Below are 21,964 nucleotides of genomic sequence, written 5' to 3'. Positions count from 1 at the left end.
ACCAGGAGTTCTGCTCGTTCTGCTCAGTGAAACGGGGCTGGGCAGAATTCCGGCCATCAGGCACAATCACGCCACCACGGGTCCGGCGCAGGGCCGGCCCGGCACCAACCGGAACAGGGGCGATGAGGCACCTGTGACACCCATCCGCATACGGATCGGGCGCGGCGGGAGGGGGAGACTGTCCGCGCGGATCCTCGTCAGCCAGCTCGCCATCCTGGCGCTCACGGGCGTCATCGGCTTCGCCCTGTTCGCCTTCGCGCAGCGCTCCGCCCTCGACCGCACCTACGAGGAGCGGGCCGTGGCCATCGCCAAGACGACGGCCGCCGACCCGCAGATCCGGCGGGCCATGCAGGACGGCGGCGGCGCCGTCGTCCAGGCCGTCGCCGAACGCATCCGGCAGTCGTCGGGGGCGTCGTACGTCGTGGTCATCGACCTGCACGGCATCCGCCACTCGCACCCCATGGCGCAACTGGTCGGCTCCCCGGTGGCCGAGCCGCTCGTGGCGCGGGACGGCCAGCCGCACGTCGGCACCGACCAGGGCGCGACCGGGCGGTCCGCCAACGGCAGGGTCCCGCTGTACGGGCCGACGGGCGAGCTGGTCGGCGAGGTGTCGGTGGGAATCCCGGAGAACGACGTCATCGGCGAGCTGTGGCACGAGCTGCCCACCTTCGCCGTGTACGCCGCGATCGCCACCGCGCTCGGGGCCGCGGCCGCGTTTCTGCTGGCCAGGCGGCTGAAGCGGACGACGTTCGGGCTGGAGCTGGAGGAGATCGCCGGGCTGCTGCAGGACCGCGAGGCGATGCTGCACGGCATCCGTGAGGGCGTGCTCGCCTTCGCCCCGGACGGCAGGATCAGCGTGGTCAACGACGAGGCCCGCCGTCTGCTCGGTCTCGGCACCGCGCTCGGCAGCACCCTGGACGAGGTGCTGCCCGACGGCCGGCTGCGCCGCGCCCTGGACGGCACCCTGACCGGCACCGACATCAGCGTCCTGACCGACGAGCACTGTCTGGTCGTCAACCGGATGCCGGTGACCCTGCACGGCCGCGCACTGGGCGCGGTGGTGACCGTCCGCGACCGCACCGAACTGGTCGGACTCCTCAGGGAGTTGGACTCCGTACGCGGTCTGACGGACGCCCTGCGCGCCCAGCAGCACGAGTTCACCAACCGGATGCACACGCTCGCCGGGCTGCTGGACATCGGGGCGTACGACGACGCGTACGACCTGGCCGTCGAGTCGGCCGGCGCCGGGCAGGCGCTCACCGAGTTCGTGCGGGGGCGGATCGGCAACCCGCTGATGGTCGGCCTGGTCGTGGCCAAGACCACGGTGGCCGCCGAACGCGGCGTGTGGGTCGAGCTCGCCGACGACTCGGCGCTCGGCGCGGACCCGCCGCAGCTGCGCCTGCTGCTGACGATCGTCGGCAACCTGCTGGACAACGCGATCGACGCGGCGGGCGACGGACCGCCCCCGGCGGACGGACGCACGGTCCGCCTCACCCTCACCGAGGGCGGGCGGGGCACGACGGTGCGGGTGGCGGACACCGGCCCCGGCATCCCGCCCGGCGCCCACGAGTCGATCTTCGAGGACGGCTGGTCGACCCGCCCCGACCGGGGCACCGCCCGGCGCGGCCTGGGCCTCGCCCTGGTCCATCGCCTGGTGTCGCGGCACGGCGGCACGATCACCGTCAGCGAGGGCCCGGGCGCGGTCTTCACCGTACGACTGCCGGACCCCGCCGTGCCGCCGAAGAACAGATTCGCCGAGGCGCTGCCCGTGGGAGGTGACCGCCGATGATCCGCACGCTGGTCGTGGACGACGACTTCCGGGTCAGCCGCATCCACTGCGACTACGTGTCCCGGGTGCGGGGCTTCGAGGTGGTGGGCGAGGCGGCCACGGTCGCCGAGGCGCTGGCGGCGGCCCAGGAACTGCGCCCCGACCTCCTGCTGCTGGACATCTTCCTGCCCGACGGCAGCGGACTGGACGTGCTGCGCCGCCTCACCGGGGACGCGGGGGGCGCCCGCCCCGACGCCTTCGTGATCACCGCGGACCGCGACATCGCCTCCGTCCGCACGGCCATGAAGCTCGGCGCCGTCGGCTACCTGGTCAAGCCGTTCGGCGCCGCAGACCTGGCCGAGCGGCTCACCTCGTACCGCGAGCTCCAGCACCGCGTCGACACGCTCGGGGAGACCACGGAGACCGAACAGGCCGATGTGGACGCCCTGTTCAGCGCGGTCCGGCCGCCCGCCGTTCCCCGGGTCCCGGCCAAGGGCCACTCGGCGCCGACGCTCGCCCTCGTCCAGCAGACGCTGCGCACCGCCCACCGCGATCTGTCGGCCGCCGAGGCCGCCGAACTGACCGGCGTCTCCCGGGCCACGGCCCAGCGCTACCTCTCCTACCTCGTCAAGGAGGGCATGGTCCGCCTCGTCCTCCGCTACGGCGCGACGGGCCGGCCGGAGCACAGGTACCGGATCGCGTCGTAGGGCGTCGTGGGCCCTCACGCGGCCGTCCCCCGGCGAGTGAGAGCAACGTTCCCTTCCGGTCACCCACAGCCACAGCGCGGAAACTCCCGCTCCCTACCTTCGGGCTCAGTGTCGTGCAGCCGGAGCCCGTGGAGGAGCGATGACAGCCCCAGCCGTACCCCGTCGCAGTGGCCGTTGGATCGAGCAGTGGGATCCGGAGGACGAGGGATTCTGGAGGGCGACCGGGGACCGGATCGCCCGCCGGAACCTGTGGTTCTCGGTGCTCTCGGAACACATCGGCTTCTCGGTCTGGACCCTGTGGTCCGTGTTGGTTCTGTTCATGGGGCCGAAGTACGGCCTGACTCCGGCCGACAAGTTCCTGCTGACCTCGATGGTCACGCTGGTCGGTGCCGTCGTCCGGGTCCCGTACACCTTCGCCGTCGCCGTCTTCGGCGGCCGCAACTGGACGATCATCTCGGCGGGCCTGCTGCTGGTGCCGACGGCGGCGGCGTACGCGGTCATGGAGCCGGGCACGTCCTTCACGACGTTCCTGCTGGTCGGCCTGCTGGCGGGCATCGGCGGCGGCAACTTCGCGTCCTCCATGACCAACATCAACGCCTTCTTCCCGCTGCGGAAGAAGGGCTGGGCCCTGGGCCTGAACGCGGGCGGCGGCAACATCGGCGTGCCGGTCATCCAGCTCGTCGCCCTGGCGATCATCGGCGCGAACGGCGGCCCGCGGCTGCTGCTGGGCATCTACATCCCGCTGATCGTCGTGGCGGCCGTCCTGGCGGCGGTCTTCATGGACAACCTGGCGACGGTGAAGAACGACACCGGCGCGGCCAAGGACGCGGCCCGGGACGCCCACACCTGGATCATGTCCTTCCTCTACGTCGGCACGTTCGGCTCGTTCATCGGCTACAGCTTCGCCTTCGGCCAGGTGCTGACGAACCAGTTCGGCCGCCCCCCGCTCCAGGCGGCGTACCTCACCTTCATCGGCCCGCTGCTCGGCTCCCTGATCCGCCCGGTGGGCGGCCGGCTCGCCGACCGCTACGGCGGCGCCCGCATCACGCTCTGGAACTACGTGGGCATGGCGGTCGCGACCGCCGTCCTGGTGGTGGCGAGCATGCAGAAGTCCCTCCCCCTGTTCGTCTCGGTCTTCGTCGTCCTGTTCGTGCTGAGCGGTCTCGGCAACGGCTCGACGTACAAGATGATCCCGGGCATCTTCCAGGCGAAGGCGCTGGCCAAGGGGCTGACGGGCGAGGAGGCGGTGGCGTACGGCCGCCGTCTGTCCGGTGCCTCCATGGGCCTGATCGGCGCGGTGGGCGCGCTCGGCGGCGTCGGCATCAACATGGCTTTCCGGCAGTCGTTCCTCTCCTACGGCTCCGGCACGGGCGCGTTCGTCGCCTTCCTCGCCTTCTACGGTGTGTGCTTCGCGCTGACGTGGACCGTATACCTTCGCCGCCCCGCGGGGCAGGCGGTGACGGAGGAGACTGTGGAGACAAAGCCGCAGCTCAGCTACGCGGAAGTGTGACGTAACACCAGTGCAATGAGGCCGAACCGAGCCTGTCACGCGCCGTTGACAGGCTCGTAGGGCGTACCGGCAGGGGCGTGCCGGTCGGCGAGGAGAGCCATGTACCACGAAGACCAGCAGCATCCCGAGCACGGTCCGCTCGCGGGATTCACCGTGGGCGTCACCGCCGCGCGCCGGGCCGAGGAGCTGAGCGCGCTGCTCCAGCGGCGCGGCGCCGCGGTCCTGCACGCGCCCGCCCTGCGGATCGTGCCGCTCGCCGACGACGGGGAACTCCTCGCCGCGACGAAGGAGATCATCGACCAGGCCCCGGACACCGTCGTGGCCACGACCGCCATCGGCTTCCGGGGCTGGGTGGAGGCGGCCGAGGGCTGGGGCCTGGGCGACCCTCTCCTCGCCCGTCTCCGGGAGGCGGAACTGCTGGCCCGCGGCCCGAAGGTCAAGGGCGCGATCCGCGCGGCCGGCCTGACGGAGGAGTGGTCCCCGTCCTCGGAATCCATGGCGGAGGTCCTGGACCGCCTCCTGGAGGAGGGCGTGGACGGCCGCCGTATCGCCGTACAACTCCACGGCGAACCGCTCCCCGGCTTCGTCGAATCGCTCCGGGCCGGGGGAGCGGACGTCCTCCCGGTCCCGGTGTACCGCTGGATGCCCCCGGAGGACACGACCCCGCTGGACCGTCTGCTGGACGCGACGATCGCGCGCTCGCTGGACGCGCTGACCTTCACGAGCGCCCCGGCGGCGGCGTCGCTGCTGTCGCGCGCCGAGGACAGGGGCCTTCGCTCGGAGCTGCTCTCCGCCCTCTCCCACGACGTCCTCCCGGCCTGCGTGGGCCCGGTGACGGCCCTCCCCCTCCAGGCGCACGGCGTGGACACGGTCCAGCCGGAGCGCTTCCGCCTGGGCCCGCTGGTGCAACTGCTGTGCCAGGAACTCCCGGCGCGGGCCCGTTCGTTGCCGGTCGCCGGTCACCGGGTGGAGATCCGGGGCCACGCGGTTCTGCTCGACGGCGACCTGAAACCCGTCCCGCCGGCCGGCATGTCCCTGCTCCGCGCCCTCGCCCGCCGCCCGGGCTGGGTGGTCTCCCGCTCGGACCTCCTGCGCACCCTCCCCGGCGCGGGCCGCGACGAGCACGCCGTGGAGACGGCGATGGCCCGCCTCCGCACAGCCCTCGGCGCCCCGAAACTGATCCAGACGGTGGTCAAGCGCGGCTACCGGCTGGCCCTGGACCCGGCGGCGGACGCGAAGTACGCGGACGCGTGAGGCGAAGTGGCGCCACTCACACGTACGTCGCCTGGTGGATGTACAGGCACTCGTGCCGCGGGACGATCAAGTACAGGAAGAATCCGCCGGGGACATGGGCGACGTTGCCCTTCGGACCCGCTTCCTGGTACGAGGCGCCGTCGAGGTAGAACGCGGCCGCGGCCCGTACCAGCTCGTCGGCCTGCTTCTCGACCTCGGCGACGAAGGCGGGCGGAGCGCCGCCGATGACGTACTCCTCGTTCGGGTCGTACTCCCACCGCCACGTCATGGAGACACCGCCTGCCGGGCCTCCGTCTCGACCGCGCGGAGTTCGGCCATGGCCGCGCGAAACGCGGGGTCGTCCTTGCTCTCCGTGTTGTGTACGGAGACAAGGGCGGCCTGGTAGCGGGAGCGCAGGTCAGGCCGCCGTTCGATCTCCACCTGCGCCTGCCAGTAGGTCAGCCAGTACTGGAGATGGCCGATCTTTCCGTCCTGGAGAGCGGCCCCGAGAGCCTGCTCCTTGTGCTGCTCCATTTCACCCAGTCGGTGCGGGGCGATGCGCGCCAGCGCGATGCGGACAGCCGCCGGAGTGCGCTCGGGGCGTGGAATCAGCTCATGGCCGTGGTCCGGTTGTGTCGTCATGAGGCGGCTCCCTGTGCTCACGCGCTCAGCTTCCTGCGCCCCACGGTACTGGGCGCCACGGGGATCGGCTGGTGTCCCACCTCGAACCACAGCAGCTTCCCGGCGCCGCGTTCCAGTGGTCCGTCACCGAGATGGAGGCCGCCCCAACAGTCGGCGTACTCCGGCACGAGCCGCAGCCCGCGCCCGCATTCGGCGTCCGCCGGGAGGGGCGGCAACCGGTCTTTCGGCGGCTCTCCGAAGGGGGCGGGGATCCGCGGATGACTGTCCCAGACCGCAACCCGAATCCGCCCGCCGACGAGGGCAGTGAGCCGTAGAGAAGCGGGCCCGTTGGTATGCGGTACGCGTTGCTGACCAGCTCGGAGGCCAACAGCTCGACGGGCTCGCTCAACGACTCCGCCCGGCGGTGGCTCTGCCTGGAGAGGTGCGCTTCCGGCTTGTGGGCGAGGGGAGTTGGACGAGGTGGAACTCGCCATAGGGCGTCGCGATGTCATAATTAACATCGAACGAGAGGAAGGCTTGATAATTCCTTCCTGTGGGTGACGCAATGACGAGAGAGGGTTCAGTGCCGCCCAGTACCATCCCGACCTTGCGCCAGCAGCGCCTCGGTGCCGAGCTGCGCAAGCTCAGGGAGCACTCCGGGCTCACGTCCACCGCCGCTGCGGGGCTGCTCGGTCTCAAGCAGGCACAGGTCAGCAACATCGAGTCGGGCCGTTACGCCGTGAGTGCCGACCGCGTACGCACCTTCGCCCGCACGTACAGCTGCGCGGACACGGAGCTGGTCGAAGCCCTCGCCGCGATGACCGGCGGGCGCAAGCGTGGCTGGTGGGACGAGTACCGGGATCATCTGCCCGTCGGACTGATCGACCTGGCGGAACTGGAGCACTACGCCCACGAGTTGAGGGTGGCCTTGGTCATCCACATCCCCGCCCTGCTACAGACCACGGACCACGCTCGCGCACTCTTCCGTACGGTCTTCCCGCCGCTCCACCAGTACGAGATCGAGCACCGCCTCACTCACCGCATGAAGCGACAGGCCATCCTTCACCGAGCCGAGCCCACCCCCTACACGGCGACCGTTCATGAGGCAGCCCTCAGGATGGGGTTCGGCGGCCGGGACGTAGCCCGGGCTCAGCTCGCGCACCTCTCGACCATGAGCGAACTCCCACACGTCACGCTCCGCGTGATCCCCTTCGGCGAGGCGAGCTTCCACGGCACCGGCCAGGGGATCGACTACGTCGCGGGAGCGGTGCCCCAACTCGACACGGTTCAGCTGGACTCCCACCACGGCTGCGAATTCCTGGACGGGGAGGCGCAGTTGGGCAAGTACCGCGCGGTGGTCGATCGTATGGCGGCCAGCGCTCTCAGTCCCGAAACCTCCCGAGACCTCATCCACCGCATCGCCCAGGAACTCTGAGGAACCCGCCATGCCCGAACTCACCTGGCAGAAGTCCACCTACAGCGGCGACGCCTCCAACTGCGTCGAAATAGCCCCCACCCCCACCACCGTCCACATCCGCGACTCCAAGACCCCCATCACCCCCCACCTCGCCGTCACCCCCACCACCTGGACGGACTTCGTCCAGTACGCGGCGAAAGCGGACAGCTGATCACCCCGAAAGGGCCTCTGCCCTTCCTGACCGCCAACCCGGCCAACCTGTGCGGTCACAGCAGTAGCTGAAGGCTCTGCGCGGGCGTGCACTCGGTGGGTACCCCCACGATCACCCTGTTCCCTTATCCAATGACCCAGCCGAGAGCTGTCGTCTTTTCGTGCTGGAGACCAGTAGTGCGTGCCCTCGGGTCGCTGCTTCAATCGGCTCCGCCATCAAGCCCCCGAACACGGAGGAGCTGGCGTAGATCTGCGCACATGGCCACGTCCTGCAGCGGGTGTTGTGGTGATCCCCGACAGCCCGGCGACGCCCGGCCCTGTGGCAGCCCGTGCCGCGGCAGCCGAGGCATTTCCTGTGGCGACTGGCGTGTGCACCGTTTCCACCCCCGGCCGACCCACAAAGGGAGAATTCGATGGCACAGACGTCTCTACGACGCTTCGCCGCAGGAAAAGCACTGGTCATAGGGGCCCTATTGGTCCTGGCGGCGCCAGGGGCCGCGTACGCCAACACCGTGAGCGTCACCGTGCGAACCCCCGGCGCCACCCTCGGACCCACAACCATCGACTCTTCGATCTCCACCAGTGCCCACTGCACCAACGGTCTCATCTCCGGCGGCGGGATCGACCAGGCCATCGGCACCGGTACGGGGGTGAACGGCAACCACGTGCTGGGCACCGAGCCCAGCTCGGACGGTGCCACCGAATACACCGGCTCGACCGGGGTTGTCGGTACCGACGTGACGTTCTGGACAGCGAAGGGCGGCAGCGGAGGGCAGGTCAACTCCTCCTTCTCCACCACCCCTGACGCGGTGTGCCTCACCAGCAACCTGATCAGTCACACCCAGGTCGTCATGAACAAAGTCAACGCGCCCACCACCGCGACGACGACGGGTCTGGTGACGGCGACCTGCCCGGCCAACACGGCCCTGCTCGGTGGCGGCGCCCTGGTCGCACCTGGCAATACCGGAAACTTCAAGGCGATCGCCAGCTTCCCCACCTTCAACGACTCCGCGCACGACTTCGGGAAGAAGGCCGCAGCGAACGGAGAGACCAACCCCGACTCCTGGAGTGCCGTCGGGTGGGACAACAGCGCCAACGCCGGCAACGAGACCTACGCCTACGCGGTCTGCAGCGGCAGCGGCATCAACGTCAGTGGTGTCACCGTGAACGTCCGCTACAGCGAGGCGAACGGCCCGAACACCGGGAGCACAGGCCAGAACACCACCGTCGGCTGCGGCGTCGGGGACGGAAACCTGGTGAGCGGGGGCGCCGCCATCAGCGGGGGCAACGTGAGCACCACCGACTTCACCGGACCGGGCTCGGCCGGCGACCACCTCAACGGCAGCTTCCCGAGCGACTCCAGTGGCAACCCCGTCAGTGACGGGACCACGACGGCGGAGTCCTGGACGGCGTTCGCTCACACCGGCGGGATGACGTCGACGACCAACCACTCCGACGTCTGGGCGCTGTGCGCCAACGACGGCGTCTGAGCCACCGGCACCGTTGACCTGCGGGCGGGTACGCACCCTGGCAGCCCGCCCGCAGATCGCCCGGCCCGTCGCCACGTTCACCGCGTTGACACCAGAAAGGCAGAATCCGATGCAGAAGAGGCTTTCCCGGAAGTCCGTCCTGGCGAAGATACTGATTCCGGGCGCCCTGCTCGCCGTGGCGGTGCCGGAGATCGCATACGCCGACACCGCAAGCACCACCGTGACGACCCCCGGACCCACCATGGGCCCCGCAACGCCCTTCACCGGTGTCTCGTCCCACGCGGACTGCGGCCAAGGTCTCGTCTCCGGCGGCGGGATCGACCAGAACACCGGCAGCGACAGGGCAGGGAACGGCAACCACGTGATGGGTATCGCGCCCAGCCCCGACGGCGTCACCGAATACACCGGCTCGACCGGGGTCGTCGGCACCGACGTAAAGCACTGGCTCGCATTCGGCGGAAGCGGGAGCAACTCCAGCCCCGAGTTCTCCACCACCCCCTTCGCGGTGTGCCTTTCCAGCAACCGGATCAGGCACACCCAGGTGGTCATGAACAAGATCGCCGGACCCTCCGAAGGACAGACGGCGAAAACCGTCGTGGCCACCTGCCCGGCCGGCACTCTCCTGCTCGGTGGCGGCGCCCGGACCACCCCCGCCGGCGTCGGCAGCCTCAAGCCCATCGCCGGCTTCCCCACCTTCGACGACGCCGCACACGACTTCGGCCAGAAGGCCGCTGCTGAGGGGGAAACCAACCCCGACTCCTGGACCGCCGTCGGAGGAATCGGCGGCGGACGCGACAGTGACAACACGACATACGCCTATGCGATCTGCAGTGGAGACGGCGTCAACGTCCGAGGCGTCACCACCACCGTCCACTTCCGCGAGCTGAGCGGCCCGACCACAGCAGGCACGAGCCAGACGGCAACCGTCGGCTGCACCGACCAGGCCGGGGAACGCGACAACGGGAGGGAGGACCACGTGTTGGTCAGCGGGGGCGCTGCCGCCAGCGGAGGCAACGTGACGACGACCGACTTCACCAAGGCAGGGTCGGGCGGAACCCACCTCATCGGAAGCTTCCCCAGCGACTCCGATGGCACGCCGGTCAGTGACCGGACCAGCACGGCCGCATCTTGGACGGCGGACATCCACGTCGGGGGATCCCCCTCACCGAACACCTACTCCGACGTCTGGGCGCTCTGCCTGAACCTCGATCACGGGCACGACGAATGATCACGGCGGCCGTGTCGAGCACCACCTGACCGGCCCCACCGTGACGGCGAACTCGCGCCGGATGACGAGGAGTTCACCGACGATCCGGCCATCGTGAAGCTGTGCGCCGCAATCCCTGGCGTGACCTCGTCCAGCGTCAAGCAAGGACGGCGACTCGCAGCCCCACCGGTCAGGAGTATGTCCAGCGCCATCTGCTCCCACTGGGGGCGCACGTGATGCTCGTGCCGGAGGCGTCCGTCGTCGTCGCTCCGTGGTCGCTGTTGCGGCAGAACTCGCCGGCGGAGTAGCAGTTCCCCGCGTTGGAGACGATGGAGCAGGTGCCTGATGCGCTCTGGCTGCCAGTATCGCCTGAGCTGCCGTCACCGGAACCGGAGCTGTTGTCGGTCGGTGCCTGGGCGGTGACCGTCACCGTCGCCTTGACCGTCTTCGTCACGGTCGGTCCAGGCGCGGGCTTCGCGGTGGCTGTCGCCGTGGCGGTGACGGTGACGGTCGCGGTCGGCCGGGGCTGACTGGCCGCTGTCTTCACGCTGTTGCCGTCGCTGGGCCGGCCGCCGGCGCCCGCGCCGATTCCCAGGAGGAAGGCGAAGCCGATCACGGGCAGTACGTAGCGCTTCCGAGCCCACTTCGGAGCCGGGCGGACCGGCGGGGTGGGTGGCGGCGGCATGTATGGGCTGTATGGGCTGGTCATTCGTCCCCCCAGGAAGTTTTGGGAGCGACGAAGTTAGTCCCGTGGCGCGAGACATGTGACTGATGTGCGGAAGAGGTGATGAATCCGTGATGGTCGCGTGTGGCGGTCCGATCGTCTGTCACGGACTGACGTGATCGGCGACTTCGAGGAACTGCTCTTCGGCCAGGAGCTGGTCGCCTGCGTCGACTTCGATGGTGTATCCGGCGGCGTACCAGGTCACGGACCGCCGTTCTCGGGCAGCCCGGCGTGCCGCGGCACATCGCCGGGTACGGCCGCGTCGTAGGTGTGCGAGCGGTGCCGGAGTGCCCAGCCGGCCACGACCGCGATCAGGCAGACCAGTGCCGCGGCCGCGCACAGGCGCCGTCGGCGTCTCTCGGTCACGGTCACGTTCCTCCGCGCGTGCGGTGGGCCGCCGATCCGGCTCGACGGCCCACCGGTCGCTCAGCCGGCGGTCACTGGGTGACCAGGGTCCAGTGCATGTCGTGCAAGGTCTGGGAGATCGGTACGAAGTACACGCCCTGGACACACCACGGCGTGCGCACGCCGCTGTCGAGGACGTACTCCGAGGACGGGCAGGTCACGGTGCGGTCGAGGGCCGTGATCATGCCGCGTGCCTCGTCGGAGGTGTAGTTGTTCGCGCCGGCGAAGACCGGACCGCCGCTGTCGCCGTTCGCCGCCGCGATGTGGTCCTTCGTGCGTGACGTGGAATAGGCGAGGTCGGTGTCCGGCCGGTAGACGCCGTTCGCTCCCGTGACCCCGATGTCCGTCTCGGCGATCTGCACACCGCAGTGCACACCGGAGTTGGCGCCGTCGGTGCAGACGTAGTCGCCCACGTTGTTGTGGCCCCAGCCGCTGACCGGCTTGGAGTACCCGTCGGTCTCGCTCGCCGGGCCGTCGTACAGGCGCCCGGCCGACCGGCCGGAGGGCAACGTGATGCCCAGGGCGTCGTCCGAGGCGAGTCGCTGGGCGGCGTCGGTGGTGCCGATGACCTTGCCGCCCTGGTAGGTGTGCCACACACCGCCGCGACCGTCGCAGTGGTAGGCCGTGCTCAGCTCGTACTGCCCGCCGGACGTCCTGACGGCGAACGAGCTGGAGCAGATGCCCCCGCCCGGATTGCGTACGGCCGCGCCTCCCTGCCACGGGCTGTCGTCCTCCTGGCGCGAGGAGAGGTCCACGCTCAACGGCTGGTAGGCCACGGTGGTGCGGACCCCGGTCAGGCGGCCGGTGACCGCCGCGACCTCGCTCGACCGGTCCTGGCGGGCAGCCGACGCCAGCGGGTCCAGCCGGTCGCTCCTGCCCGCGCCCCGGTCCTCGTCGTAGCCGATCTGCAGTCCGCTTCCGTCGACCGCGGGGCCGACGCTCGTGATGCGAAGGGGCGCCGCGGCGCCGGGGAGGTGCAGATCGGCGGGGCGTCCGCCGCGCAGGAGCCTGTCGCGGGCCGCGTGCAGGTCGGCCTTGGAGTAGCGGGCCGGGAGGACGGAGGCGTGTACGCCCGCGGGCAGGTGGGCGAGGATGAGCCGTACCCGCTCGGGCGGGCTGCCCTTCCAGTGCAGGCGCAGGCTGTCGTGGAGGGGGTCGACCTCGATGTCGGTGAAACCGGGGATCCTGGCGCGGTCCGACTCGGACAGCCCCTCGGTGATCTGTCCGGCGATCTTGTCGAGCGTCTCCTGCCGCTTCTCGATCGCCGACGTCGTGAGCGCCGGTCGCGGCGACGCGACGGCGGAGGGGGCAGAGACGAAGGAGAGGGACAGGGCCAGCGCCGCGAGGGGGAGGGCTATGGCCGCCCGTCCGCGGCTTCTGCCGGATTGCTTCACGGGGACCTCGTTTCATCGGTGACGCACGGATGTGTTCGCCGTGAAAGAGAGCTGTGGGGGAACGGTGGTTGACTCGCCGCCCCGGTGAATTGCGGACAGGTCCGGAGGGAAGCCGGGGTGCGCGTCCCCGCGGGTGTGTTCGCGCATACGTGCGCGTCCAGCCGGTACGAGGGGTTCCGGCCCGGCGTCCGGGCGGGCACTGTGAAGAGGAGCCCTCACGGAGAGTCCCCACGGTTCCTGCCTAGGCGGTGACAGGCACATGGCACTGGGTACGGCCACGCCCCCGTACGAGCTGCGCTTCGACGCCGGACGCATCTGTCTCGATCTCCTCGCCACCTCGCATCCGGTCGAACGGCTGGACGGCGTCGGGGCGTTGCGCGCCTGGATCGGGGGTGTCGGACTGGTGCCGGGCGGTACGCCGCTGGCGCATGCCGAGGGGCACTGGGTGCAGGGGTTCAGGGAACTGCGGTCGTGCATCGGGCCGTTGGTGCGCGCTCCGCACCCCTTCGACACCGTCCCGTACGAACGCGCGCTGCGGCAGGTCAACGACCTCGCCCGGGCCGCGACCCCCGCGCCCCGCGCCGTACGCACGCACAGCGGGGACCTCGTACGGGAGTTGGCGGCCCCGCCCTCCTGCGCGGAGCTGCTCGCGCTCGTCGCCCGGGACGCCGTCGAGCTGCTCACCGATCCCGTCGCCCGGGCGGCCGTCCGGGAGTGCGAGGGCGACAACTGCTCGCTCGTGTACCTCGACACGTCCCGGGGGCGCCGCCGGCGCTGGTGCTCCAGCGAGGTCTGCGGGAACCGGGAGCGGGTGGCCCGGCACCGGCGGCGGGCCGCCCTCGCCCGTGCCTGAGCGGGGTGACGCCCCCTTTTCCCACGTGATTTGCGTAACACCGGGTTTCCCGGAGGTCCCGGCCGGGCAGCTCGGCCGTCCCGCGACCACCCCCGGCGATGTGTCGGAAATGTAAAGATCATGCGGTGGGAATGTGCGTGCATGTCCCGCTCGTCGCACCACCCCCAAGAAATCTGTGGCTTCCGTTTGAACACGTCACCCCTCGCTTCCGTACGGGTGGGCGAGCGACCGACTGGGGGAACCCCCGGACACCGGAGGTGGGCGTGCGCAAGGATGCGGCCGTGGCCAATGAACGTGGATCGAGGGCCCGACATCGCATGTCCTCATCACAGCCCTCGGAACCGGATGAGGAGCTGATGCGTGCGCTGTATCGAGAGCACGCCGGACCTCTGCTCGCGTATGTCCTGCGGCTGGTCGCCGGTGACCGGCAGCGCGCTGAGGACGTCGTACAGGAAACACTCATCCGTGCCTGGAAGAACGCCGGTCAGCTCAATCGGGCGACCGGTTCGGTACGCCCCTGGCTGGTGACGGTCGCACGCCGCATCGTCATCGACGGCCACCGCAGCCGGCAGGCCCGGCCGCAGGAGGTCGATCCGTCGCCGCTGGAGGTCATCCCCGCGGAGGACGAGATCGACAAGGCGCTGTGGCTGATGACGCTGTCGGACGCGCTCGACGACCTGACCCCGGCCCACCGGGAGGTCCTCGTCGAGACGTACTTCAAGGGGCGTACGGTCAATGAGGCGGCCGAGACGCTTGGCATACCCAGTGGCACGGTCCGCTCCCGGGTGTTCTACGCCCTGCGGTCGATGAAGCTGGCACTGGAGGAGCGGGGGGTGACGGCGTGATGAGCAACGGTTACGGGGGAGTTCAGGGATTTGGCCCTGGTGGTCCGGGTATGTCTGGGCCCATGAGTCCCGGTTCAGGATCTTCGGTGCCCAGTGAGCACGAGACGGTCGGCGCCTATGCCCTCGGGATTCTCGACGACGCCGAGGCAACCGCTTTCGAGGCCCATCTCGCGGGCTGCGAGTGGTGCGCCCAGCAGCTCGACGAGCTGGCCGGGATGGAGCCGATGCTCGCCGCGCTCGCGGATCTGCCGGGCTCCGGCAGCACGCCGTCGATCGGTGACTCGCTGTCCGCCAGGCCCACTCCGCGGCTGGTGGAGAGACTGGTCGACGAGGTCGCGGAGAAGCGTGCCCAGAAGCGGCGCCGCTCCTTCTACATGATCGCTGCCGCCGCCGCGCTGATCATCGCCGGGCCGCTGGCCGCCGTCGCCGCGAACAGCGGCGGCTCCGGCGGCGGGCAGGTGACGGCCTCGTCCGCGCAGACGACCTTCTCCGCCATGGCCGACAAGCAGTCGGCGACCGACGCGTCGTCCGGCGCCAGCGCGACCATCGGCACGGAGCAGAAGGACTGGGGCACCCAGGCGGTCCTGGAACTGAAGAACGTCAAGGGCCCGCTCAAGTGCTCCCTGGTGGCCGTCGCGAAGAACGGCCAGCGCGTGACCATGTCGTCGTGGTCCGTCCCGGACTGGGGCTACGGCATCCCGGACGCGAAGACCGAGGAGTCCAAGAAGCCCCTGTACATCGGCGGCGCCACGGCCTTCAAGCCGAACGAGATCGACCACTTCGAGGTCGTGACCTTCGACGGCAAGAAGCTCGTGCAGGTGGGCGTATGACGCCCGCCGCGGCCGCTACGGCCGTGCCGTAGCTTTGACGGGCCCCCTTCGCGTACGGTTGACGGCTGCTTGGCACGTCAGAAGGGGGCCCGGTGGCCGCTCAGGTTCAGCAGTCCGCGGTCGGCTCGGTACACGGCGCACACGATTCCGTCCGTGACCGGGAGATCAGCGTCGAACAGGAACACCTGGACCGGGTGTACCGGCGTCTTGAGGAGAAGATCCACGAGGCCGAGTTCCTGATGAACGACGCGGCCCAGCGCGGCCAGGTCGGCACCCCGGGCGCGCTGGCCGAGCGCGACGCCCAGGTCTTCCGCGCCGGCATCCACCTGAACCGGCTCAACAACGAGTTCGAGGACTTCCTCTTCGGGCGGATCGACCTCCTGCTCGGCAAGGACGGGAAGAAGGGGCCCGACGGGGCCTACACGGCGGTGGAGCCGGCCGAGGGCGCCGTGCGCGAGGACGGCACCGCCGACATCGCCGAGACCCTGCACATCGGGCGTATCGGCGTCCTGGACGCGGACTACGCGCCGCTGGTCATCGACTGGCGGGCGCCCGCCGCCGCGCCGTTCTACCGCTCCACCCCGGTCGACCCCGGCCGGGTCGTGCGGCGCCGGGTCATCCGGTCCAAGGGGCGCCGTGTGCTCGGCGTCGAGGACGACCTCATGCGGCCCGAGCTGACCGCCCGCCTCGACGGCCGGCAGCTGGCGGTCATCGGCGACGGCGCCCTGATGGCCGCCCTCGGCCAGGCCCGCAGCCACACCATGCGGGACATCGTCTCCTCCATCCAGGCCGAGCAGGACCTCGTGATCCGGGCACCCGCCGCCTCGGTCACCTACGTGGAGGGCGGGCCGGGGACGGGCAAGACCGCCGTCGCGCTGCACCGGGCCGCCTATCTCCTCTACCAGGACCGGCGGCGCTACTCCGGCGGCATCCTCATCGTCTCGCCGACCCCGCTGCTCGTCGCCTACACCGAGGGCGTGCTGCCCTCGCTCGGCGAGGAGGGGCAGGTCGCCATCCGCGCGATCGGCTCGCTGGTCGACGGCGCCGAGGCCACGTTGTACGACTCCCCGTCCGTGGCCCGCGCCAAGGGTTCGTACCGGATGCTGAAGGTGCTGCGGAAGGCCGCCCGGGGCGCCCTGGAGCTGGGCGCCCCCGCGCCCGTGGAACAACTCGCCCTCGACGCCCCCGACGAGGACGAGGACACCGGGCGGTGGACCGCGGCCGCGACCCCCACCCGGCTGCGCGTCGTCGCCTTCGGGCGGCGCCTGGAGCTGGAGGCGGCCGAGCTGGACCGCGTCCGCCGGACCGCCCTCGGCGGCACCGCGCCCGTCAACCTGCTGCGCCCGCGCGCCCGCAAGCTGCTGCTGGACGCCCTGTGGGCGCAGTCCGGCGGGGCCGCCCGGCACTCCGACCCGGAGCTGGCCGCCGAGCTGCGCTCCTCCTTCGACGAGGACGTCACCTCCGAGGACTCCTTCACCGGCTTCCTCGACGCCTGGTGGCCCGAGCTGACCCCGAGGCAGGTCCTCGCCGCCATGGCCGACGAGAAGCGGCTCGGCCGGTGGGCGCGCCGGATCCTCAACCCCGGGGAGGTCCGCAAGGTCGCCCGCTCCCTGAAGCGCGACGGCCACTCCGTGCACGACATCGCCCTGCTGGACGAGCTCCAGGCGATCCTCGGTGTCCCGGCCCGCCCCCGCAAGAAGCGCGAGCTGGACCCGCTGGACCAGCTCACCGGGCTGGAGGAGCTGATGCCGGTGCGCGAGGAGAGCCAGCGGGAGCGGGCCGAGCGCCTCGCCCAGGAGCGCACCGAGTACGCGCACGTCATCGTGGACGAGGCGCAGGACCTGACGCCGATGCAGTGGCGGATGGTCGGCCGCCGCGGCCGGCACGCCACCTGGACGGTCGTCGGGGACCCGGCCCAGTCCTCCTGGTCCGACCCGGACGAGGCGGCCGAGGCCCGCGACGAGGCCCTCGGCACCCGGCCCCGGCGCCGCTTCCAGCTCACCGTGAACTACCGCAACCCGGCCGAGATCGCCGAGCTGGCCGCCAGGGTCCTCGCCCTCGCCATGCCCGGCTCGAAGGCGCCGTCCGCCGTGCGGTCCACCGGTGTCGAACCGCGTTTTGTGACAACGAACAACGGACACAGCACTGTCGTACCGGACTCCCTGGAGCGGACCGTGCGCGCGGAGGCCGAGCGGCTGCTGGACCTGGTCGACGGCACGGTCGGCGTCGTCGTCGCCATGAACCGGCGCCAGGAGGCCCGGCGCTGGCTGGCCGGGCTCGGCGACCGGGTGGTGGCGCTCGGCAGCCTGGAGGCCAAGGGGCTGGAGTACGACGCGACGGTGGTCGTCTCGCCGGCGGAGATCGCCGACGAGTCCCCGGCCGGACTGCGCGTGCTGTACGTGGCGCTGACCAGGGCGACCCAGCAGCTGACGGTGGTCTCGGGGGACCGGGACGAGCCCGACGCGGCCGGTGTGCCGGATCTGCTGAGGGACTGACTTTCCTGTGAACTCCCCGCAGGAGGAATGGCCCTGGGCATCCGTTTGTTAGCCTGGGTACGGCACCGGCCCGATCCAAGCCCCCGGGCCCAACCTTTGTCGCTACGAGCGACCACTTGCCGCGAGGCGAGCATGGCGGGTCGGTGTCGTACACGTGAGAGAGACCCACGTCAGTTGTGACGTGGGTCTCTTTCTTTGCCCGATCAACTCTCGTATGGTGGAAGTGGTTTTCCGAAACCAGGCACCGCTCATGAACAAAACGTCCGCAATCCGAGGCGACTATCACGTACTCACGGGTAGGTGCGACGATCGGACGGCACAACTCGCGACACGGTGAAAGCAGAGGAAGTCGGCCATGGCAACGGCGCCCAGCGTCTCCTACTCGATGACCATCCGGCTGGAGGTGCCCGCGAGCGGAACCGCCGTCTCGCAGCTCACCACCGCTGTGGAGTCCTCCGGAGGCTCGGTGACCGGCCTCGACGTCACCGCGTCCGGCCACGAGAAGCTCCGTATCGACGTCACCATCGCGGCCACCTCCACGGCCCACGCGGAGGAGATCGTCGAGAAGCTCAAGGGCATCGAGGGCGTCACCCTCGGCAAGGTCTCCGACCGTACGTTCCTGATGCACCTCGGCGGCAAGATCGAGATGCAGTCCAAGCACCCCATCCGCAACCGTGACGACCTGTCCATGGTCTACACGCCGGGTGTGGCCCGCGTCTGCATGGCGATCGCCCAGAACCCCGAGGACGCCCGCCGCCTCACCATCAAGCGCAACTCCGTTGCGGTCGTGACGGACGGCTCCGCCGTGCTCGGCCTCGGCAACATCGGCCCGAAGGCCGCGCTGCCCGTCATGGAGGGCAAGGCGGCCCTCTTCAAGCGCTTCGCCGGCATCGACGCCTGGCCGATCTGCCTGGACACCCAGGACACCGACGCGATCGTGGAGATCGTCAAGGCGATCGCCCCCGGCTTCGCCGGCATCAACCTGGAGGACATCTCCGCGCCGCGCTGCTTCGAGATCGAGGCCCGCCTGCGCGAGGCCCTCGACATCCCCGTCTTCCACGACGACCAGCACGGCACCGCGATCGTCGTCCTCGCCGCCCTGACCAACGCCCTGCGCGTCGCGGACAAGGCCATCGAGAACATCCGGGTCGTCATGTCCGGCGCCGGCGCGGCCGGTACGGCCATCCTCAAGCTGCTGCTCGCCGCGGGCGTCAAGAACGCCGTCGTCGCCGACATCCACGGCGTCGTGCACGCCGGCCGCGCGGACCTGGTGGACGCCCCGGCCGGCTCGGCGCTGCGCTGGATCGCCGACAACACCAACCCCGAGGGCCTGACCGGCACCCTGAAGGAGGCCGTGCGCGGCGCCGACGTCTTCATCGGCGTCTCCGCCCCGAACGTCCTCGACGGCGACGACGTGGCCGCCATGGCCGACGGCGCCATCGTGTTCGCGCTCGCGAACCCGGACCCCGAGGTCGACCCGGCGGTCGCCCGCCAGACGGCCGCCGTCGTGGCCACCGGCCGCTCCGACTTCCCGAACCAGATCAACAACGTGCTGGTCTTCCCGGGTGTCTTCCGCGGCCTGCTGGACGCCCAGTCCCGCACCGTCAACGCCGAGATGATGCTCGCCGCCGCGAAGGCTCTCGCCGACGTGGTGACCGAGGACGAGCTGAACCCGAACTACATCATCCCGAGCGTCTTCAACGACAAGGTCGCGGGCGCGGTCGCGGGCGCGGTGCGCGACGCGGCGAAGGCCGCGGGCGCGACGGTCTGACCGACGCTCCAGGGGCCGCCCGGGTGACAGCCGAAAGGCGCCCGGGCGACGCCCCGGTGACGGCGTGTCGTACTGTGCAGGGGCTGTGAGGATCACCACGGCGGCCCCTGCATCGGCGCGTCGTGGAACCGGCCGGTGCCGGGCGCGCTCTAGGGTGACGCCGAGCGGGCGCTTTTCGTGTGACTCCCCAGGGTGTTCTCACGACTCCTACGGGTGCCGGATTGGCTTTCCCGCCGCAGGTAGGGGCAGGATGCCACTCTGGGCGCGAGCGCATCGGCATCGCAGTGCCTCGGGCGGCACCGCCGCATGGCACACCCCAACGGCAAGAAAAACACGGGAGTAACAACATGAACCGCAGTGAGCTGGTGGCCGCGCTGGCCGATCGCGCCGAGGTGACCCGCAAGGACGCCGACGCCGTGCTGGCCGCGTTCGCCGAGACCGTCGGCGAGATCGTCGCCAAGGGCGACGAGAAGGTCACCATCCCCGGCTTCCTGACCTTCGAGCGCACCCACCGTGCCGCTCGCACCGCGCGCAACCCGCAGACCGGCGAGCCGATCAACATCCCCGCCGGCTACAGCGTGAAGGTCACCGCGGGCAGCAAGCTCAAGGAAGCGGCCAAGGGCAAGTAAGCGCTCCGCTTCGAGCGCCGTCCACCGGAGCGCCGTTCGACGTGAGCGCCGTGGGCAGTGTCGTCGTCTGTGGCTGGTCGCGCCCACGCGGCGGAGCCGCAGATTGACACAGCCCCGCGCCCCTTCGGGGCGCGTCCACAGCGGGCGTGGACAACGACAATGGGGCGGCCCCTTTCGCCAAGGGGCCGCCCCATTGTCGTGTCGTGACAGTGCTCAGCCGAGCGCCTTGCCCGGCAGCTCGACCTTCGCGCCCAGCTCGACGAGCTTCTCCATGAAGTTCTCGTAGCCGCGGTTGATGAGGTCGATGCCGTGGACGCGGGACGTGCCCTCGGCGGCCAGGGCGGCGATGAGGTACGAGAAGCCGCCGCGCAGGTCGGGGATGACCAGGTCGGCGCCCTGCAGCTTGGTCGGGCCGGAGACGACCGCGGAGTGCAGGAAGTTGCGCTGGCCGAAGCGGCAGTCGGAGCCGCCGAGGCACTCGCGGTAGAGCTGGATGTGGGCGCCCATCTGGTTCAGGGCCGAGGTGAAACCGAGGCGGGACTCGTAGACCGTCTCGTGGATGATGGACAGGCCCGTGGCCTGGGTGAGCGCCACCACCAGCGGCTGCTGCCAGTCGGTCTGGAAGCCGGGGTGCACGTCCGTCTCCAGCGCGATGGACTTCAGCTGGCCGCCCGGGTGCCAGAAACGGATGCCCTCGTCGTCGATCTCGAAGGCGCCGCCCACCTTCCGGTAGGTGTTCAGGAACGTCATCATCGAGCGCTGCTGGGCGCCGCGGACGTAGATGTTGCCGTTGGTCGCGAGCGCGGCCGAGGCCCAGGAGGCGGCCTCCAGGCGGTCCGAGAGGGCGCGGTGGGTGTATCCGCCCAGCTTGTCCACACCGGTGATGCGGATCGTGCGGTCGGTGTCCATCGCGATGATCGCGCCCATCTTCTGCAGCACGCAGATGAGGTCCTCGATCTCCGGCTCGACGGCCGCGTTGGACAACTCGGTGACACCCTCGGCCAGTACGGCCGTCAGCAGCACCTGCTCGGTCGCGCCCACGGAGGGGTAGGGCAGGCGGATCTTCGTGCCGCGCAGCCGCTGCGGCGCCTCCAGGTACTGCCCGTCCGCCCGCTTCTCGATGGTCGCGCCGAACTGCCGCAGCACGTCGAAGTGGAAGTCGATGGGCCGGCCGCCGATGTCGCAGCCGCCGAGGCCCGGGATGAAGGCGTGGCCGAGACGGTGCAGCAGCGGGCCGCAGAAGAGGATCGGGATACGGCTGGAGCCGGCGTGGGCGTCGATGTCGGCCACGTTGGCGCTCTCGACGTGCGTCGGGTCGAGGACCAGCTCCCCGGGCTCGTCGCCCGGACGGACCGTCACCCCGTGCAGCTGGAGCAGGCCGCGCACGACGCGCACGTCACGGATGTCCGGAACATTGCGCAGTCGGCTCGGACCGCTGCCCAGCAGGGCGGCGACCATGGCCTTCGGTACGAGGTTCTTCGCACCGCGGACACGGATCTCGCCCTCCAGCGGGGTGCCGCCGTGGACAAGCAGTACGTCGTCAGAGCCGTTGACGGTCATGAATCTCGCGTTCCGATGAGATGGGCAGGGGGCGGCCGATCACTGTTGCGCGCGGGCCGGGAGAGACAGCGTAGTCGCCGATCACCCCCCGTTCGTAAGCCCAAGGACCGCCAAGACTCGTCATAGCTGTGTCACAACACGAACCGTTCCCTTTCGGGCACATGGGGTCACCGCGGCACACGTGCGCCGGGCCCGCTTCCCTGCGCCCGCCCGTCTCCCACCACCGCCCTCAAACGAGGCCTTTGCAGGCCGCACCATCGGATTCATGCTGCGCCCCCCTGAATGCCCCTCATCG

At 70.4% G+C, this 21,964-nt stretch carries 20 protein-coding genes; 14 read left to right on the top strand and 6 right to left on the bottom strand.

Annotation, left to right across the window (positions count from 1 at the left end; translation table 11 throughout):
• Positions 1-133 precede the first annotated feature (133 nt).
• The 4 genes from AC4OXY_RS21755 to AC4OXY_RS21740 all read left to right on the top strand — a co-directional run bounded on the left by AC4OXY_RS21755 (position 134) and on the right by AC4OXY_RS21740 (position 5,239).
• The gene (locus AC4OXY_RS21755; RefSeq protein ID WP_362821296.1) at positions 134-1,789 is read left to right on the top strand and encodes an ATP-binding protein; all 1,656 of its coding nucleotides are present in this window, start codon (positions 134-136) and stop codon (positions 1,787-1,789) included.
• Positions 1,786-2,475, top strand: a complete 690-nt coding sequence (locus tag AC4OXY_RS21750; RefSeq protein WP_356031660.1) for a response regulator — start codon at positions 1,786-1,788, stop codon at positions 2,473-2,475. Before AC4OXY_RS21755 ends, AC4OXY_RS21750 begins: the two co-directional genes overlap by 4 nt.
• Positions 2,476-2,614: 139 nt before the next feature.
• Positions 2,615-3,985, top strand: coding sequence for a nitrate/nitrite transporter (locus tag AC4OXY_RS21745; protein WP_491994465.1), 1,371 nt, complete (start codon positions 2,615-2,617; stop codon positions 3,983-3,985).
• 99 nt (positions 3,986-4,084) lie between these two features.
• The gene (locus tag AC4OXY_RS21740) at positions 4,085-5,239 is read left to right on the top strand and encodes a uroporphyrinogen-III synthase (protein ID WP_491994464.1); all 1,155 of its coding nucleotides are present in this window, start codon (positions 4,085-4,087) and stop codon (positions 5,237-5,239) included.
• A gap of 16 nt (positions 5,240-5,255) precedes the next feature.
• Here the strand turns inward: AC4OXY_RS21740 and AC4OXY_RS21735 are convergent, their stop codons facing one another.
• Positions 5,256-5,507: a hypothetical protein gene (locus AC4OXY_RS21735; protein ID WP_356031654.1), complete on the bottom strand. Its 252-nt coding sequence runs from the start codon at positions 5,505-5,507 to the stop codon at positions 5,256-5,258.
• Positions 5,504-5,860 carry a hypothetical protein gene (locus tag AC4OXY_RS21730; RefSeq protein ID WP_356031652.1) on the bottom strand — a complete coding sequence of 119 codons (357 nt, stop codon included), beginning with the start codon at positions 5,858-5,860 and terminating at the stop codon, positions 5,504-5,506. Before AC4OXY_RS21730 ends, AC4OXY_RS21735 begins: the two co-directional genes overlap by 4 nt.
• 562 nt (positions 5,861-6,422) lie before the next feature.
• Here AC4OXY_RS21730 and AC4OXY_RS21725 point away from each other — a divergent pair.
• From AC4OXY_RS21725 to AC4OXY_RS21710, 4 genes are all read left to right on the top strand, one after another.
• Positions 6,423-7,274, top strand: a complete 852-nt coding sequence (locus AC4OXY_RS21725) for a helix-turn-helix domain-containing protein (RefSeq protein ID WP_376286141.1) — start codon at positions 6,423-6,425, stop codon at positions 7,272-7,274.
• Positions 7,275-7,284: 10 nt separating this feature from the next.
• A complete protein-coding gene (locus AC4OXY_RS21720; RefSeq protein ID WP_356031646.1) occupies positions 7,285-7,467 on the top strand; it encodes a DUF397 domain-containing protein in 183 nt (60 codons plus the stop codon).
• A gap of 511 nt (positions 7,468-7,978) precedes the next feature.
• Entirely contained in the window at positions 7,979-8,956 is a 978-nt protein-coding gene (locus AC4OXY_RS21715; RefSeq protein WP_491994463.1) for a hypothetical protein, read from the top strand.
• Between the two features lie 109 nt (positions 8,957-9,065).
• Positions 9,066-10,184, top strand: a complete 1,119-nt coding sequence (locus tag AC4OXY_RS21710; protein ID WP_491994462.1) for a hypothetical protein — start codon at positions 9,066-9,068, stop codon at positions 10,182-10,184.
• A 169-nt stretch (positions 10,185-10,353) separates the two neighbouring features.
• On the opposite strand, the gene AC4OXY_RS21705 is transcribed toward AC4OXY_RS21710, so the two are convergent.
• From AC4OXY_RS21705 to AC4OXY_RS21695, 3 genes are all read right to left on the bottom strand, one after another.
• The gene (locus tag AC4OXY_RS21705) at positions 10,354-10,848 is read right to left on the bottom strand and encodes a hypothetical protein (protein WP_491994461.1); all 495 of its coding nucleotides are present in this window, start codon (positions 10,846-10,848) and stop codon (positions 10,354-10,356) included.
• A 240-nt stretch (positions 10,849-11,088) separates the two neighbouring features.
• The gene (locus tag AC4OXY_RS21700; RefSeq protein WP_356031638.1) at positions 11,089-11,253 is read right to left on the bottom strand and encodes a hypothetical protein; all 165 of its coding nucleotides are present in this window, start codon (positions 11,251-11,253) and stop codon (positions 11,089-11,091) included.
• A 71-nt stretch (positions 11,254-11,324) separates the two neighbouring features.
• A complete protein-coding gene (locus AC4OXY_RS21695) occupies positions 11,325-12,686 on the bottom strand; it encodes a S1 family peptidase (RefSeq protein ID WP_491994460.1) in 1,362 nt (453 codons plus the stop codon).
• 259 nt (positions 12,687-12,945) lie between these two features.
• On the opposite strand from AC4OXY_RS21695, the gene AC4OXY_RS21690 reads away from it, so the two are divergent.
• The 6 genes from AC4OXY_RS21690 (at position 12,946) to AC4OXY_RS21665 (ending at position 20,109) form a co-directional block, all read left to right on the top strand.
• Positions 12,946-13,539 (top strand): CGNR zinc finger domain-containing protein, encoded by a 594-nt coding sequence (locus tag AC4OXY_RS21690; RefSeq protein ID WP_356031634.1) that lies wholly within the window; start codon positions 12,946-12,948, stop codon positions 13,537-13,539.
• A 257-nt stretch (positions 13,540-13,796) separates the two neighbouring features.
• Positions 13,797-14,384 (top strand): sigma-70 family RNA polymerase sigma factor, encoded by a 588-nt coding sequence (locus AC4OXY_RS21685; protein ID WP_079173430.1) that lies wholly within the window; start codon positions 13,797-13,799, stop codon positions 14,382-14,384.
• Positions 14,385-14,434: 50 nt separating this feature from the next.
• The gene (locus tag AC4OXY_RS21680) at positions 14,435-15,214 is read left to right on the top strand and encodes an anti-sigma factor family protein (RefSeq protein ID WP_356031632.1); all 780 of its coding nucleotides are present in this window, start codon (positions 14,435-14,437) and stop codon (positions 15,212-15,214) included.
• Positions 15,215-15,306: 92 nt separating this feature from the next.
• Complete coding sequence (locus AC4OXY_RS21675) at positions 15,307-17,709, top strand: HelD family protein (protein WP_402066097.1); 2,403 nt, start codon at positions 15,307-15,309, stop codon at positions 17,707-17,709.
• A 355-nt stretch (positions 17,710-18,064) separates the two neighbouring features.
• Positions 18,065-19,480: an NAD-dependent malic enzyme gene (locus AC4OXY_RS21670; RefSeq protein WP_491994459.1), complete on the top strand. Its 1,416-nt coding sequence runs from the start codon at positions 18,065-18,067 to the stop codon at positions 19,478-19,480.
• 347 nt (positions 19,481-19,827) lie between these two features.
• Positions 19,828-20,109, top strand: a complete 282-nt coding sequence (locus AC4OXY_RS21665) for an HU family DNA-binding protein (RefSeq protein ID WP_023550134.1) — start codon at positions 19,828-19,830, stop codon at positions 20,107-20,109.
• 213 nt (positions 20,110-20,322) lie between these two features.
• On the opposite strand, the gene murA is transcribed toward AC4OXY_RS21665, so the two are convergent.
• Entirely contained in the window at positions 20,323-21,669 is a 1,347-nt protein-coding gene (murA, locus tag AC4OXY_RS21660; RefSeq protein WP_356031626.1) for a UDP-N-acetylglucosamine 1-carboxyvinyltransferase, read from the bottom strand.
• Positions 21,670-21,964 lie beyond the last annotated feature (295 nt).

The sequence above is a fragment of the Streptomyces sp. HUAS MG56 genome, from assembly GCF_058673395.1.
This window is presented reverse-complemented; position numbering and strand designations above follow the sequence as displayed.

Excerpts from the sequence above, each read along its gene's own strand:
- AC4OXY_RS21750 (WP_356031660.1), top strand. The coding sequence starts at position 1,786 with ATGATCCGCACGCTGGTCGTGGACGACGACTTCCGGGTCAGCCGCATC.
- AC4OXY_RS21745 (WP_491994465.1), top strand. The coding sequence starts at position 2,615 with ATGACAGCCCCAGCCGTACCCCGTCGCAGTGGCCGTTGGATCGAGCAG.
- AC4OXY_RS21740 (WP_491994464.1), top strand. The coding sequence starts at position 4,085 with ATGTACCACGAAGACCAGCAGCATCCCGAGCACGGTCCGCTCGCGGGA.
- AC4OXY_RS21735 (WP_356031654.1), bottom strand. The coding sequence starts at position 5,507 with ATGACGTGGCGGTGGGAGTACGACCCGAACGAGGAGTACGTCATCGGC.
- AC4OXY_RS21730 (WP_356031652.1), bottom strand. The coding sequence starts at position 5,860 with ATGACGACACAACCGGACCACGGCCATGAGCTGATTCCACGCCCCGAG.
- AC4OXY_RS21720 (WP_356031646.1), top strand. The coding sequence starts at position 7,285 with ATGCCCGAACTCACCTGGCAGAAGTCCACCTACAGCGGCGACGCCTCC.
- AC4OXY_RS21710 (WP_491994462.1), top strand. The coding sequence starts at position 9,066 with ATGCAGAAGAGGCTTTCCCGGAAGTCCGTCCTGGCGAAGATACTGATT.
- AC4OXY_RS21705 (WP_491994461.1), bottom strand. The coding sequence starts at position 10,848 with ATGCCGCCGCCACCCACCCCGCCGGTCCGCCCGGCTCCGAAGTGGGCT.
- AC4OXY_RS21690 (WP_356031634.1), top strand. The coding sequence starts at position 12,946 with ATGGCACTGGGTACGGCCACGCCCCCGTACGAGCTGCGCTTCGACGCC.
- AC4OXY_RS21680 (WP_356031632.1), top strand. The coding sequence starts at position 14,435 with ATGTCTGGGCCCATGAGTCCCGGTTCAGGATCTTCGGTGCCCAGTGAG.
- AC4OXY_RS21670 (WP_491994459.1), top strand. The coding sequence starts at position 18,065 with ATGGCAACGGCGCCCAGCGTCTCCTACTCGATGACCATCCGGCTGGAG.
- AC4OXY_RS21665 (WP_023550134.1), top strand. The coding sequence starts at position 19,828 with ATGAACCGCAGTGAGCTGGTGGCCGCGCTGGCCGATCGCGCCGAGGTG.
- murA (WP_356031626.1), bottom strand. The coding sequence starts at position 21,669 with ATGACCGTCAACGGCTCTGACGACGTACTGCTTGTCCACGGCGGCACC.